General features: G+C 45.5%; 13 protein-coding genes. 6 read left to right on the plus strand and 7 right to left on the minus strand.

The window, feature by feature from the left end; all coding sequences use genetic code 11:
* Positions 1–186: 186 nt before the first annotated feature.
* The 5 genes from D0C16_RS06465 to D0C16_RS06485 all read left to right on the plus strand — a co-directional run bounded on the left by D0C16_RS06465 (position 187) and on the right by D0C16_RS06485 (position 5,358).
* Entirely contained in the window at positions 187–972 is a 786-nt protein-coding gene (locus D0C16_RS06465) for a hypothetical protein (protein ID WP_151031555.1), read from the plus strand.
* Positions 973–999: 27 nt separating this feature from the next.
* Positions 1,000–1,506: a nuclear transport factor 2 family protein gene (locus D0C16_RS06470; RefSeq protein ID WP_151031556.1), complete on the plus strand. Its 507-nt coding sequence runs from the start codon at positions 1,000–1,002 to the stop codon at positions 1,504–1,506.
* Positions 1,507–1,641: 135 nt separating this feature from the next.
* Complete coding sequence (locus D0C16_RS06475; RefSeq protein ID WP_151031557.1) at positions 1,642–3,522, plus strand: serine hydrolase; 1,881 nt, start codon at positions 1,642–1,644, stop codon at positions 3,520–3,522.
* Between the two features lie 16 nt (positions 3,523–3,538).
* Complete coding sequence (locus D0C16_RS06480; protein WP_151031558.1) at positions 3,539–4,645, plus strand: sensor histidine kinase; 1,107 nt, start codon at positions 3,539–3,541, stop codon at positions 4,643–4,645.
* A 2-nt stretch (positions 4,646–4,647) separates the two neighbouring features.
* The gene (locus D0C16_RS06485) at positions 4,648–5,358 is read left to right on the plus strand and encodes a LytTR family DNA-binding domain-containing protein (protein WP_151031559.1); all 711 of its coding nucleotides are present in this window, start codon (positions 4,648–4,650) and stop codon (positions 5,356–5,358) included.
* A gap of 6 nt (positions 5,359–5,364) precedes the next feature.
* Here the strand turns inward: D0C16_RS06485 and D0C16_RS06490 are convergent, their stop codons facing one another.
* From D0C16_RS06490 to rlmKL, 4 genes are all read right to left on the minus strand, one after another.
* Positions 5,365–5,955: a sulfite oxidase heme-binding subunit YedZ gene (locus tag D0C16_RS06490; protein ID WP_151031560.1), complete on the minus strand. Its 591-nt coding sequence runs from the start codon at positions 5,953–5,955 to the stop codon at positions 5,365–5,367.
* Between the two features lie 64 nt (positions 5,956–6,019).
* The gene (gene msrP, locus D0C16_RS06495) at positions 6,020–7,027 is read right to left on the minus strand and encodes a protein-methionine-sulfoxide reductase catalytic subunit MsrP (protein ID WP_151031561.1); all 1,008 of its coding nucleotides are present in this window, start codon (positions 7,025–7,027) and stop codon (positions 6,020–6,022) included.
* Between the two features lie 56 nt (positions 7,028–7,083).
* Complete coding sequence (locus D0C16_RS06500) at positions 7,084–7,905, minus strand: hypothetical protein (protein WP_151031562.1); 822 nt, start codon at positions 7,903–7,905, stop codon at positions 7,084–7,086.
* 16 nt (positions 7,906–7,921) lie between these two features.
* On the minus strand, positions 7,922–10,177 hold the full coding sequence (gene rlmKL / locus D0C16_RS06505) for a bifunctional 23S rRNA (guanine(2069)-N(7))-methyltransferase RlmK/23S rRNA (guanine(2445)-N(2))-methyltransferase RlmL (RefSeq protein WP_151031563.1): 2,256 nt from the start codon (positions 10,175–10,177) through the stop codon (positions 7,922–7,924).
* A 273-nt stretch (positions 10,178–10,450) separates the two neighbouring features.
* Here rlmKL and rmf point away from each other — a divergent pair, with 273 nt between their 5' ends.
* Positions 10,451–10,675, plus strand: a complete 225-nt coding sequence (gene rmf / locus D0C16_RS06510) for a ribosome modulation factor (RefSeq protein ID WP_151031564.1) — start codon at positions 10,451–10,453, stop codon at positions 10,673–10,675.
* A 114-nt stretch (positions 10,676–10,789) separates the two neighbouring features.
* Here the strand turns inward: rmf and D0C16_RS06515 are convergent, their stop codons facing one another.
* The 3 genes from D0C16_RS06515 to D0C16_RS06525 all read right to left on the minus strand — a co-directional run bounded on the left by D0C16_RS06515 (position 10,790) and on the right by D0C16_RS06525 (position 14,204).
* Complete coding sequence (locus D0C16_RS06515; protein ID WP_151031565.1) at positions 10,790–11,818, minus strand: quinone-dependent dihydroorotate dehydrogenase; 1,029 nt, start codon at positions 11,816–11,818, stop codon at positions 10,790–10,792.
* Positions 11,819–11,929: 111 nt separating this feature from the next.
* The gene (locus D0C16_RS06520; RefSeq protein WP_225318930.1) at positions 11,930–12,235 is read right to left on the minus strand and encodes a DUF2835 domain-containing protein; all 306 of its coding nucleotides are present in this window, start codon (positions 12,233–12,235) and stop codon (positions 11,930–11,932) included.
* Positions 12,192–14,204, minus strand: coding sequence for a methyl-accepting chemotaxis protein (locus D0C16_RS06525; RefSeq protein ID WP_151031567.1), 2,013 nt, complete (start codon positions 14,202–14,204; stop codon positions 12,192–12,194). The genes D0C16_RS06520 and D0C16_RS06525 overlap by 44 nt, the downstream gene beginning before the upstream one ends.
* Between the last annotated feature and the right edge of the window lie 68 nt (positions 14,205–14,272).

Raw genomic sequence — 14,272 nt, forward strand, 5'->3', positions numbered from 1 at the left:
AGTTCATTTCTCTTCTTTTTTATTTCTCTTTGTTTTTATCTCGTTTCGTCGCATTTAATCCGTTCCGCCATCCGCAATAATTCGCAACAAATCATCAACGATACTGAACTATTCCTGCCCTTGAGTTTCTATGTGGAGTGCTAACCACAGCATCAGGACCTCACACTAACCGCTACAGGAACAGCCATGCGCACCAATCCCCTTCGACGAATTTCCAGTTTAATCGGTTTACTCATCACTGCACTTGCCAGCCCGGTTATCCATGCCGACGGTTTAAACGATTTACAACAAGCGCTCAAAAACTTTAAACAAACATCTCCTTTCTGCGCACAGGTAAACGCCAGCCTGCAAAGCAGCAATGGGGAAGAAAATAAAGATCGACAGGAAAGCAACAAAGAAGGTCACACGCAATTTACATTGGAACAAAATCAATCCGGATTGCAAATCAGCTACCCCAGTGAATTGTTGAGTATCATCGATAAGGAAACGCAACTCAAAAAACAAAACCCACAATCTCCCACACCAACTACCAATGCAATGAACCGTTTTAAATATGCCGAGTTCAGCACCCTATTTAACCCGGTGCGCGACATTGAAGATGATCTGCATAAAGCCACATTAGTTAAAGAGGAAGCGCTTACCTTTCAGGGCCAACCTGCCCGTTTGTTGCACCTGCAAATTCCTTTGGAAAAACTAAGTGAGGATGAGCGAAAAAACCTTAAAAAGTATCACACGGATGTAAAAATCTGGATCAACGAACAAGGCATTCCCCTTGCGAGTCGCTCGACCGGCAAAGGCTCGGGCAGATTTGCCCTTGTGATTGGGTTTGACTTTCACTTTGATGTTGAAAAATCCTATATCACCAAGGGTGACCGATTACTGGTCAGTAAACTCACCTCAACATCCAACAGCAACGGTGCAGGCATGCATGAGAATGAAACCATTAACGCCAATTTGAAATTGATAAATTAGCACCACACTCAGATTAAGGAGAACTTTATGTCAATAAAACGTTTATCAATTTCAACACTTGCGCCACTTACTGCGCTCGCTCTACTACTTTTCCCCGAGCTTACGTACGCGCAAGAACCTGTTTCTGCGAATAGCAACCATACAGCGCTATTAGCCAGTAACGATCCACAATTAGCGGCCAATAAAAAACTGGTTTATGATTTTTGGAGGGAGGTATTCGAGGGAGGCCATCTGGACTTAGCGCCCAATTACCTCACCGAAAACTATATTCAGCACAACCCTAACGTTGCAACCGGCCGCAAAGCCTTTGTCGAGTTTTTCGCTAAATTTAAAAAGCCAAAACCTATCGCGGCGCAAATTGAAGGTCCGCTAGTATCGATAATCGCAGAAAGAGACCTGGTGATACTGACGTTTGTTAAGGAGCATACAGATCCTAAAGATCCAACCATAAAATACACCACCAGCTGGTTTGATCAATTTCGCATTGAAAACGGCAAGATCGCCGAACACTGGGACCCAGCAACTCGTCAATAGCGGTCCACACTCCGCCAACCTGCCTAACGATAAGCGGCAAATTGCCGCTTATCTTTATCCATTGCCGCTTGGCATCCAATCTACTCCAAATATCAACAGTGCAGGAATATACACTAAAACACCAAGGAGCTAGCTATGCGCTTATTGATCTCACTATTATTCCCACTGCTAATTTGGCCATCCATCTCCTACGCAGGAACAGACCCAACACCAAAAACACTAGACGAATTAAAAGGCGCAATAGAACAAATCAGGAAAGAAACCAATACCCCTGCCGTCGGCATAGCACTGGTTAATAAAGAGGGTCCGCTCTGGGTAGCAGGCCTGGGTGAAGCCGATACCGAAAAACATAACCCTGCCGATGAAAACACATTGTTTCGCATAGGGTCTGCTTCCAAGATGATCATTGCATTAGCGGCCCTGCAATTAATAGAGGAAGGAAAGTTATCGCTTGATGACAGGCTTGCTGAGCTGGCACCAGAAATAAAATTCAATAACCCTTGGGAAAACACTAATCCTATAAAAATAGCGCACCTGCTGGAACACACTAGTGGCTGGGACAATACACACCCCAGGGAATTAACACTGGAGGTCAATACAAATACCTCCCTGCTCGAAATATTAAATTTCCACCCTCACTCACGTCATTCTCGCTGGGCACCAGGCACTTATATGGCTTACAACAATACTGGCCCAGTAGTAGTTGCCTATTTAATTGAAAAAATCAGTGGCCAACCATTTTCTGATTACGTTAAAAATAAAATTTTTACAAACCTTGGAATGGACTCAACCAGCTATTTCCCGCAAGAAATTCCACCAAACAGCCAAGTCCAACTTTATATGCAAGGAGTGCCAACAGAATTCATGTACGATGCAACCTGGCCTGCTGGTGCACTGCTTTCATCCCCCAAAGATATGGCTAACTTATTACTATTTTTTGTAGCTGAAGAAAGAAATAAACTTAATATCAGCGATGCATCGATAAAAAGGATGGAAACCCCTGGTACAACCAAGGGTGCACAACAGGGCATGAAAACAGGATATTCATTGGGGAATTACACTAGCAGTGATGTCGATCTGCCAATCTTACTGCATGGGCACAGAGGCACAGTTGCAGGCTCGCTCACCGAATTATTTTATTCGCGCGAACATGGAGTTGGATACGCATTTATGATGAATGAAATGAATACAGCCTACCCTCAAATATCCAAATTGCTTCGTATTTACCTGCAACAACATCTATCAGCCACCCTTCTCACAACCGTAAAAAATACTGCTGAAATTGCCACTCAAATAAACCCCATAAGCGACATTGAAGGTATCTACGCTCCAACAGCCCCTTCATCTGCATATTCCAGCTTTGGTGAACAACTATTTGGAATGATAAAAATAGTCAACACAGGCAACCAATGGCTACAACAACCTTTTTTAGGTGGCGCTCCACGCTTACTTTCCCCTAAATCCAACCAAACATTTATTGACCAGGCAACTGGCCAAGATGCGATAGCAGTGATTAGCGCTCCGAGCGATAAAACACAACTGGAGGTAAATGGATATACAGGAAACAATGCCTATCAGAAAGTATCAGCTGCCAGAGCCTACGGACAATGGATGATCATCACCCTGCTTGTTGTCTGCATTATTATTTACTTTCTGTACATAATAATAAGTACGGCAAAAAAGTTACTGCGAGTACAACAAAAGACGTCGTTAATCGCTCTTATTTTGCCAGGATTAAGTATTTTATTATTTATCGCTTATTATTACCTTTCAGGAAAAATAGCTTATAGTCTGCATGAATTCGGAAAACCAAGCACACTCTCAATTGGTCTTTTGCTAACATCAATCGCTTGGCCTGTGTCTCTTATCTACAACGGTTTTTTCCTATTCGCCACCAAAATTTATAGGGATACAAAAGTGTTAGCAATAAACACTGCAATACTGATCGCAACCCAAATAGCGCTGTGTACTATCATGGCATGCTATGGCCTAATAGCTATACCAACATGGCTTTGAAATAAATAGTCACCCTATGAAAAAGATTGAAGTCTTTCGTTTTATTCCCCAACAGAAGGAGTTTTGGCTATATCACTGCCTGGGTTGCCTGGCAGTGATTGCATTCAATCGATTTATCGCCGCCTCCGATGACCGAAACAACCTTGCGGAGCTAACAGCACAAGCTGTATGGTTTCCATTATTTACATTGAGCTTTCTGTATTATCGCTATGAATACAAAAAAAGAGCCACTTCATTTTTCCCACAATGGAAAGTTAGCATTATATCCATAGGATTTAGCCTACTATTCTCTGTCGTTGTTAGCTTCTTTATGCTGGTAAGTGCCTATCAATTTATCACCGCAGAAGAAATAAGCAACACACTGGAAACCGCTAACGAAAGCTCTGCCATAAAATTCTTTTTTAAACTGCTGTTAAACAATAGTATTTTTAACTTTATTTTATTGTTTGCATGGACGCAATCCTATAACAACATAATGGCAAACCGTAAAATTCGCGAAAATGAAATGCTCAATTTAAGGCTACAAAACAGCTTGAAAGACGCCCAGCTATCCAACCTCTCCAATCAATTAAACCCGCATTTTTTATTCAATGCCCTGAATAATATTCGCTTCACAATTTATGAAGACCAACACAAAGCCGACCGAATGCTTACTGCGCTGGCCGACATACTGCGCTATTCCCTTGAATCAAGCCAACACCCTAAAGTGAGACTTGAGCAAGAACTGGAAATCGTTGAACGCTACATCGACATTATTAAGATTCAAATGGAAGAACGATTGGGCTTTAGTCTTGATATTCCAGAAACCGTAACACACTATTTGATTCCACCAATGCTGCTGCAATTGCTGATTGAGAACGCCATAAAGCATGGGATAGATAACCTTCGTACAGGCGGAATAGTCGCGGTAAAAGCAGAACTACATCAGCAAACGCTGATTCTTCACCTCACCAATAGCGCACCAGACGATATAGATAAGCCAGCACATACGATGGGCATAGGATTAAATAACATTAAGCAACGCCTGTTTTTACTCTACGGCGAACGCGCGAGCTTCCAGGCCATGCAACAAAATTCTGAATTTAAAGTTACTATTTCCATCCCCTGCGAGCAGGAAACCTAACCATGAAAGCGTTGGTAGTTGAAGATTCCCGTATCGCCCGAGAAGGGCTGGTACGCATGCTAAAAAAATATCCTGCTTTAGACATTATTGGTGAGGCAGATCATTCGGAAACAGCATTGCAACTCATTGAGCAATCGCATCCAGAGGTTATCTTTCTGGATATACACATGCCCGGAGAATCCGGTTTTGAGCTACTGGAAAAGCTGGATTACAGCCCACGCATTATTTTCACCACAGCCTACTCTGAATACGCGATTAAATCGTTTGATTTCCATACCATCGATTACCTGCTGAAACCAATCAGCCACGAGCGATTGGAACAGGCTATCACCAAACTAATGTCGAGCGAAAAAGCAGAATCCGAACAAAAACAGCTACTGGAGATGAATCACAAGATTTTTGTGAAAGATGGCGAGCACTGTCATTTAGTGACGCTGGACTCCATACGATATTTTGAAAGCTGCAAAAATCACGTACGGATACTTTTTAATGATAAATCAGCCTTCATCAAAAAGCCGCTCAATCAAATAGAAGAGCGGCTGCCGAGAAAGTTCTTCTTTCGGGCGAACCGCCAATACATAGTAAATTTACACGCAATTATAAATATCGAAGAAGGTGTTCATGATGGTTATCTGGTCACCATGAACGATGGAAAGGAAATTGAAATTTCTCGTCGCCAAGCGAGCGACCTTAAAGAGCTACTGAGTCTTTAGGTATATTTATTTACGCGATACCCAATACAGCCTGGGAACAAATAACAACACTAAAATTACACCAAACAACACCGCCTCAAAATAACTGGATCGCACCTGCATAAACACATGCACCCATCCTAATATTGCGATGAGATAAATGGACTTATGTAATTTACCCCATTTTTTCCCCAAGCGACGCATCATTGCCTGCGTGGATGTAACACCTAGCGCAATTAGTAAAATTACCGCCGGAATAGTCACAAGGATATACGGGCGCTCAACGAGCTCTTTACCAAAGCGGGTGAAATCCAGACCTAAAATAAACACCAAAAATGCAAGTACGTGCAGTAAGGCATAAAACAAACTGAACAACCCTAACATACGCCTGTGCACTTGCAGCCAACGCAAGTGAACTTTTCTGAAATTGATTAGGCGGCGCAACGGCGTCACCGCCAACGTAATAAATAAAAAGTAGATGGTCCATTCACCGGTAAATAACACGATGGTTTTTGCCGGATCAGCACCCAGTTGATTTACCAGGGTTTTATAGACAATAAATACCAATGGAAGCAACGCAAGAAAAAAAATAAGGACTCGGCGCCATAGGACGGGCATGATAAATTATCCGGAAGGTAGAATTGCGCGGGCAATTACGCAAGCATCACGCGCCACTTAAGACTTAGTAGAATTTACGCAAATCCATCCCTTTATAAAGATTCGCAACTTGCTCACCATAACCATTAAACATTTGTGTGGGCACGATATTGGGCCGCAATAAACCACTGGGCAAACGCCGCTCTTCTGCCTGACTCCAACGCGGGTGACTGACTTCGGGGTTCACATTGGCGTAAAACCCATACTCCTCCGGTGCGATCATGCTCCAGGTGGTTTTTGGTTCTTTTTCAGTAAATTCAATTTTTACGATGGATTTAATGTATTTAAATCCGTATTTCCAAGGCACAACCAATCTCAGCGGGGCACCATTTTGATTTGGCAGTACTTTTCCGTACAAGCCCACCGCTAGAATCGTCAGAGGATGCATAGCTTCGTCCATGCGTAATCCTTCACGGTAAGGCCAGTCAATTGTACTGAACGAACTTTTTTGACCCGGCATTTCCGAAGGACGCTCGAGCGTTGTAAAAGAGACGTACTTGGCTTTGCCGGTGGGTTCGAATCGCTTTATCAAATCCGCCAACGGAAAGCCAACCCAGGGCACCACCATGGACCAAGCCTCCACACAACGGAGGCGATAAATGCGCTCCTCTAGCGTGATGCCTTTGAGTAAGTCTTCGAGCGAATAATTACCGGGCTTGGCAACCGCACCCGCTACTTGTACCGACCAGGGATGGGGTTTTAATACATGGGATTTGGCAGCGGGGTCAGTCTTGTCGTAACCATACTCGTAAAAATTGTTGTAACCGGTCACATGCTCATAGGGAGTCAGGTTTTCAGAAATTTTTTGCTCATTGGCTTTGGCAGTCGCAATTTGCTGCTTTAGCCATTCAGGCCCCGGCAAATCCTTATCTGCAACTTGGCCGGGTGCGGCTAGCAACCCAGGCGCTGCTGTCATACCAACACCCAAGGCCGCTGCACTCATGGTGCCGCGCATAAAGTCGCGACGAGCATTGTAAATGGCCTCTGGAGTTATCTCGGATGAAGCAATATCGGAAGGTCGTTTGATTAACATAATGGCCTCAGCATGCGCTAACGGAATGAGCTATAGACTCATTCCAATCAAAATTGTTACTGCCGTACAAAAATAAAATTCCGCCCTTGGTTTTCACAAACGTAATAGGTATCACCTAGCGGACTGCAATCGCTGACGGACAGACCGGTTGGCATCGCGCTAGACTCGCTCACACCCATAGTGGCTTTATCTTTTTTTAGGAACCCAAACATGGTTTCAAAGCGCTCGGAAAAGTCCAAACCTTTGCTATTGATATCCTGATAGAGGTAGGCGAATTTTCTGTAAGTCATAGTAACGCCACACAGGCCTATCTCACACATTTTAGAAATATATTGCTGATAGGTACGTGTTAGATACTGGTTCAGTTCACCACCACTGTAAGCTGGCAATGCCATGGTGTTCTCTGCCAACAATGCAGTTTTTGCCAATCGCTGGTTAGCCTGATTACCGCGCAATACAAAAACACCCTCTGCGCAACGCAATTTTTTGGTGAGGAATTCACAACCGAAATTATTTTCCGGAGGAAAATTTTCCGATTGCACAGGTACTGGCGATTCAATAACAGTGACTTTTTTGATGCCGGTTTGCGCATGCGCCAAAGGCTTGGTTGCCAGAGCAGCCTGCGGTTTTTGAACGACGGGTAATGGCAACTTAATACCATTACGCTCCGCAGGCCGCTTAAGTAAAGATACTTGCACCTGCTCATTATTTTTTTTGAATTGATTGAACGGAGGTAAATTCTTAGTTTGCGCTTTGGCTTGCAACTGACAATAAACTTGTTCGTAATAGGTTTCCGCTAGAGCGAAGCAAAACTGATCAGCCCTAGCACTCGCCGACACCATAAACAGGAAAATAAAACCAAGGCGAAGGCAGTGCATAAGCTATTCCTATTTATTAATGGGTTATCAACCAGCACTGATGAATTTTTGAATTCCGTTTAAAATCCTCGTCGATGGTGCGCGCGCTGATATCTTCGATAGTAAAGGCACTGAGCGCTTCATGATCTAATTTAAAACTCCGCAAGTTGTTGGAGAAGATCAGGGTTCCGCCTTCTGCCAGGGCACTTATCGCATGTTTGATCATCTGCACATGATCGCGCTGCACATCCAACACATCTTCCATGCGCTTGGAGTTGGAGAAACTGGGTGGATCCAGAAGAATCAGATCAAATTGCTGATCATTTTGCTCCAACCATTTCAAACAATCTGCCTGCTCCAAGCGGTTGCGTGATTCACTCACCCCATTCAATGCAAAGTTTTTGCGCGCCCAATTCAGATAAGTGTTGGACATATCTACACTCACTGTATAGCGTGCGCCGGCCATAGCAGCGTGAACACTGGCGGTGGCGGTGTAGCAAAACAGATTTAAAAACCGCTTGTCTTTTGCCAAATCCGCTATCATCAATCGCACCGGGCGATGATCCAAAAACAAACCGGTATCCAGGTATTGCCACATATTAATGTGCAATTTCGCAGCACCTTCCTGCACACTAAATAGATCACCTGTAGGGCGCTCGCTCAGCTTTTCATACTGGCTAGCGCCTTTATTACGACGACGTTGTTTGTAGCTGATGTGGGCATCAGGAATGTCCAACGCAAAAGGTACTGCTTGCTCGATTTCAGCGAAACGACCAGCCGCCTTATCTTCATCCACTGATTTGGGTGCAGCATATTCCTGTACATGCGCATAGAGCTGCGGAGCGCGATTGGGCTGGACTTGACCGCGATAAATGTCGATAGCTGCAGAATACTCAGGCATATCTGCATCGTATAAACGATAGCAACTAATATCGTTTTTATTCGCCCATTTTTCTAACTGCTTAAGATTTTTTTGCAGGCGGTTCACCAACATCTGTGCCCCGTTGCTCAGCGCCGCCGCTTGCTCTTTTTTGTTTTCGATTTTTACTTTGGCTTCAGCAACTTTTCGCACGTCGTCGTCTTTGCTAAAGCGCGCATCCTGCTCTACACGACTTTGCACAAAGGCTTCACTGCTGATACTGAACATCAACAACTCACTGGGAATAGTACCATTAAAGAATTTGTATTTTTTATCGGCTCGCAAACCCATTTGTTTACCCAAATCCGGGTTGCCGGTAAAAACACCCGCGCGCCAGCCTTGAAACTCATTGCGCAATCGTTCGCCCAAATGGGCATACAATAATTTGAGCGATTCGATTTCGCCCAAGCGCTCACCATAGGGCGGGTTACTCAGCACCAAACCAAATTCCATCGCCTTATGAGTTGGCCTTACAAAGTCCTTCAATTCTTTACGGCTAACCCGTAACCAGTGATCAAGCTCGGCACTGACAATATTTTCTTCCGCCGCACGAATCACTTTCACATCCGCATCGTAACCGCGAATCTCTGGCAGATTTTCTTTCCCCAAGCCCGCTTTTTTGCGCGCAAAGGCCTCGTCACGCAATTCCAACCAAATATCGCTACGATGATTGAGCCAACGCTCAAAACCAAAACTTCCGCGCAACAAACCGGGCGCAATATCCGCAGCAATCAATGCAGCTTCGATCAAAATGGTTCCAGAACCGCACATTGGATCCAACAATGCACCACCTTGGGCCGCAATTTCCGGCCAACCGGCACGAATCAAAATACCGGCGGCCAGGTTCTCCTTCATGGGCGCACTGCCCTGCTTTACCCGATAACCGCGCCGGTGCAGGCTTTCGCCCGATAAATCGATGCTGACAATCGCTTTGTTTTTGGAAAGGCGAACGTTCACCAATAAATCTGGATCACGTTTTGCAACAGACGGTCTTTCGCCACTGAAATCGCGCAGGCAATCCACGATTGCATCTTTCACTTTCAGGGCGCCAAATTGGGTATTTCGAATGGCATCACTGGTCCCTATGAAATCCACTAACAGACTACCGCTAGGGCTGAGATGCTCTTCCCAACGAATTTCACGGACACCATCGTAGAGTTCTTCCTGAGTTCCAGCCTCAAAACTCGCCAACGGAAGGAGAATTTTGTTAGCCAAACGCGACCATAGACAGGCGCGATAAGCCATGGATATGTCGCCAGAAAAATAGACGCCCGCAACAGTTTCGCGGATGTCTTCACCCCCCAGCTGTTGAAGTTCGGTGTTGAGCAGACCTTCCAGGCCTTTGGGGCAAGTAGCGAAATATTGATGAATCATAGGTATTCCAAAATGAACTTTTCTGAACGAAGTCTGACTAAACCAAGGCAATGTTCATAATATTGTCAAATAAGTGTGCTAGGCCGTTATGCCATAAAGAACAGCCCAAGCATAATAATTTAATCGTTCACGACACCAACTAAATCTGGTGTACTCACAAAACCTGTCAACGAATAAAGGAGGTCGAAAAACTGAACTCGGGTTCCCAATGAACCCATGTAACACCGCAACACCGCTTTAACGATAATCCACAAACTAGAGGTGCAATAACTGATGAAACGTCAAAAACGTGACCAAACAGAACGCGCATTTGTGAAAGGGTATCAAGCAGGTATTGATGGGCGTTCTAAAAGCCTTTGCCCCCATGAGTCCGGTGAAGCCCGTCAGCAGTGGCTGAACGGCTGGCGCGAATCGCGCACTGATCAGTGGGATGGCTACAGCCGTTTGGCTCAAGTTCAAAAAGTCACCAACATTAGCCCCATTGCCATGAGCGGCTAACACCATAGCAAGACCAACAGAATTCCTTCTCGTAAATCACTTTGTGAATAAATAAGCCCGCTAATGCGGGCTTCGTCGTTGTTCATCTACGTTTTTGTACCAGAGATCGAAAACCTAGAGTCCTTTTTGATAGCTTTCAATACCCTGAGCGGCAGCGTGAATCAGGGCTGGCCCCTCATAAATAAAGCCACTATAAACCTGTACCAAACTGGCACCTGCTCGAATCTTGTCCGCCGCGCTGGCAGCATCAAAAATTCCACCCACACCGATAATAGGTAACTTGCCACCCAAGCAGGTGTTCAAGGTACGAATGACCCAAGTGCTCTTATCGCGCACGGGCAAACCGCTCAAACCACCCGCCTCATTTCCGTTCTCATACTCTTCCACGCCGACACGACTGATGGTGGTGTTGGTAGCAATAACGCCGTCCATCCCTTCTTGAATCAGAATACCGGCAACTTGGGCGATTTCACCTTCATCCATATCCGGCGCAATCTTTACCAACAAGGGAACACATTTTCCAGTGGCCCGCTGCAGAACGGCCTGCTCTTTTTTCAGCGGTCCAAGCAATTGGGATAGGGAATCGCCAAACTGCAAATTGCGCAATCCGGGCGTATTCGGCGAGGAGATATTCACAGTAATGTAGTCTGCGTGCTCATAAACTTTACGCAGACATGTCAAGTAATCGTCTACAGCGTTTTCGACTGGTGTAGTCGCATTCTTACCAATGTTGATACCCAATACACCCTTGAAGCGGCGTTTTTTTACTTGGGCAACCAAATGATCCACGCCCTTATTGTTAAAACCCATACGGTTGATGATGCCCTGGGCTTCAGGGATGCGGAACAAGCGCGGCTGCGGATTACCCGGTTGCGGGCGAGGGGTGACGGTGCCTATCTCTACGAATCCAAAACCCAGCGCACCAAGTGCGTTGAAGAAATCGCCGTTTTTATCAAGCCCTGCCGCCAAGCCGACGGGATTGTCAAAGTTCAACCCCCAAAGGCTTACCGGATTGCTCGGGACCGGCTTGGTAAACAGGCCCAGCAGATGCAAGCGCTCAGCAGCGCCAAGCATATCCAGACTCAATTCATGGGAAGTTTCAGCATCCAGACGGAACAACAAATCGCGAATATGATGATACATGGAAGGCCCTTGCGGTCAGGTCGTGAAGGTCAAACTTTTCAGGCCGCAAGTCTACTGGATTAGCGAAGTCAAATCACCCCAAACCTGCACGCTCGAATTAGGGAATCGAGCCTACCCCACGCGGTTAATAGCCTTAAAACGGTTTTCGTCATCAAAATCAATTTGGAAGGTTCCACGAACACCTGAGTGCATAACATAGGGCCTCAATATATTGGCCGGAAAACGAATACTCCGACCATCAATACTGTGAGCGAAAACGGTTTTGACACTCCCCTCATATAACCGCTGAAACTCCTCTGCAGAGATAGCCAGGTTCACAATAATACTTTTCAACAAATCACCCGTTAGACAAAATATGAGCAGCCAAACGAAATCAAGTTTTGAACTGTAAGGTGTTTTCCAACAACTGACTCGCACTGCGCCGCATGGTAGCGCTAAAGCCCAAGGTCTGTTCAACCTGACCCAAAATATTTTCTGCAGAATCGCCCAACTCTCGGGTCGAGCGCGACATTTGTTCAGCCACTGTTGCTTGCTCTTCTGCAGCTGTGGCTATTTGAGTGTTTAGATCGCGCAACATTTCCACATTTTGTACGATCTGCTGCAAGGACTCACCAGCACTCGCTGCACTTTGCACCGATTCCTGAGACCCGTGAAAGCTCTGCAAGATAATATCCACGGCCGTTGCTGCGCGCGTTTGCAGTTTTTCAATTACCGTCTTAATTTCAGCGGTTGAGTCTTGCGTACGCTTTGCCAACGAACGAACCTCATCCGCAACCACCGCAAACCCTCGCCCTTGCTCGCCTGCGCGCGCGGCTTCAATCGCCGCATTTAACGCCAGCAAATTGGTTTGTTCGGCAATACTTCTAATTACTTCCAACACAGCACTGATATCAGTAACGTCACCCTGCAATTGTGAAATAATATCTTTCGCTTGGGTAACATCACTCCCCAAGCGGTTAATCATTTCAATTGCTTGATTGACTCTTTTTTGGCCTTCACGTGCTATATCCCGCGCAACATCCGTTGCCGAACTGGTATCCACACAAGTGCGTGCCACTTCGCGAACTGTCGCAGCCATTTCGGTCGCTGCTGATGCGGATTGTTGGGTTTGATTATTTTGCTGATCCAACTCCACCTTTGTTTTATCCGTTACGACTTGCAAATCAACCGACAGTTTATTCACTTCATTGGCTGAATCCTGGATTGCATTTATTAATTGCGATACCTGCTGCACCATACTCGACAAATTATTTGCCACCTCACCAATGACATCGTTGCTTTGCACATGAATTGCTTGAGAAAAATCACCTTGCTTAAGTTGCTGGGCAGCGCTGTTCACACGATCCACACTCAAATTAAGCGCCCGTAAAATGCCCATTGAGATATAACAACCCAGCACCATCGACACAACGGAAAAGAACACAATCAAGAGCATATTAAACTTTTCATTTTCTCGAGATAACTCAACTCTCTTCAACAAATAGTCACTCGCTTGCGTATCAAATTTTCCTATAGCTTCGATCACGGACGTTGCTGTAGAAAATAGTGTTGTATTGTCCGTGGTAGGAACCTCAGGGGTTAAGACTTGGACATTTAACAAGGCATCCAGATTACTCATTGCCTGCTCAAAGGTAGTATATGAGCCGGAAAAATGCGCCTTTAGTGCTGCGTCCGCATAGAGCATCTCTACCTGTTGTTTAACACCTGCATCCACATTTAACACGCCATAACGCAACCCTGCGAGGGTAGCTCGCTCCTCCGGAGTAATCGTTTTGTCAGTCAGCGCCCCTGCGCCCTTGCCGCGCAGCTGCCCCAGCAACTCTTGCAACTCAGGAACCTGAAACAACACGAGTTGCATCAAATAGTATTGATCGCGTTCGTTTATCAGTTCAACACCATAATGATCAACGACTTCTGCCAATTGCTGATGGACAGCCTCCACCAAACTGGTGTGCGCCACAAAACTTTTGCCCGGATCAGTACCAATACTTGCCAACTTCAACAATTGCCATTCACGGCTGATAGACGCAAAACCGGAAACCACTTTATCTAACCCTTTAATACCAGCATTAAGCGCCTGCAATTGTTGGTCTAGGTTAGCCTCAATGGTGCGCAATGCATCTGCCTTGTCTTTCGCCCCTCCCAGGTACTGCGCCATAGTTCCCCGATGTTTTGCTATCTCCAGCGCGATCGGTTTTATTTTCAGTGCAAGCTGCACACCTTCTTCTACTTGAAGCGCAGCCTCGATGGATTGTTTATGCTGGTATAAATGCTTCATTAGCAGCCATGCGAACGGCAGCAGAAAAATTAACACCACGCACAACAACTTGGCCGAGAATGACATGCGATTGGCCAAACTGATCGCGGGTTGCAGTAAAGTAGACATAAGCACTCCCTTTTTAATTACGAGAAAGGCCAAGATTGAAAACAATCAGGCAATGGAATAGATTGGAG

The organism is Cellvibrio sp. KY-GH-1, from assembly GCF_008806975.1.
GTDB lineage: Bacteria > Pseudomonadota > Gammaproteobacteria > Pseudomonadales > Cellvibrionaceae > Cellvibrio.

Bases quoted from the DNA above. Each gene is read 5' to 3' on its own strand.
- D0C16_RS06465 (WP_151031555.1), top strand. From the start codon at position 187: ATGCGCACCAATCCCCTTCGACGAATTTCCAGTTTAATCGGTTTACTC.
- D0C16_RS06470 (WP_151031556.1), top strand. From the start codon at position 1,000: ATGTCAATAAAACGTTTATCAATTTCAACACTTGCGCCACTTACTGCG.
- D0C16_RS06475 (WP_151031557.1), top strand. From the start codon at position 1,642: ATGCGCTTATTGATCTCACTATTATTCCCACTGCTAATTTGGCCATCC.
- D0C16_RS06480 (WP_151031558.1), top strand. From the start codon at position 3,539: ATGAAAAAGATTGAAGTCTTTCGTTTTATTCCCCAACAGAAGGAGTTT.
- D0C16_RS06485 (WP_151031559.1), top strand. From the start codon at position 4,648: ATGAAAGCGTTGGTAGTTGAAGATTCCCGTATCGCCCGAGAAGGGCTG.
- D0C16_RS06490 (WP_151031560.1), bottom strand. From the start codon at position 5,955: ATGCCCGTCCTATGGCGCCGAGTCCTTATTTTTTTTCTTGCGTTGCTT.
- msrP (WP_151031561.1), bottom strand. From the start codon at position 7,027: ATGTTAATCAAACGACCTTCCGATATTGCTTCATCCGAGATAACTCCA.
- D0C16_RS06500 (WP_151031562.1), bottom strand. From the start codon at position 7,905: ATGCACTGCCTTCGCCTTGGTTTTATTTTCCTGTTTATGGTGTCGGCG.
- rlmKL (WP_151031563.1), bottom strand. From the start codon at position 10,177: ATGATTCATCAATATTTCGCTACTTGCCCCAAAGGCCTGGAAGGTCTG.
- rmf (WP_151031564.1), top strand. From the start codon at position 10,451: ATGAAACGTCAAAAACGTGACCAAACAGAACGCGCATTTGTGAAAGGG.
- D0C16_RS06515 (WP_151031565.1), bottom strand. From the start codon at position 11,818: ATGTATCATCATATTCGCGATTTGTTGTTCCGTCTGGATGCTGAAACT.
- D0C16_RS06525 (WP_151031567.1), bottom strand. From the start codon at position 14,204: ATGTCTACTTTACTGCAACCCGCGATCAGTTTGGCCAATCGCATGTCA.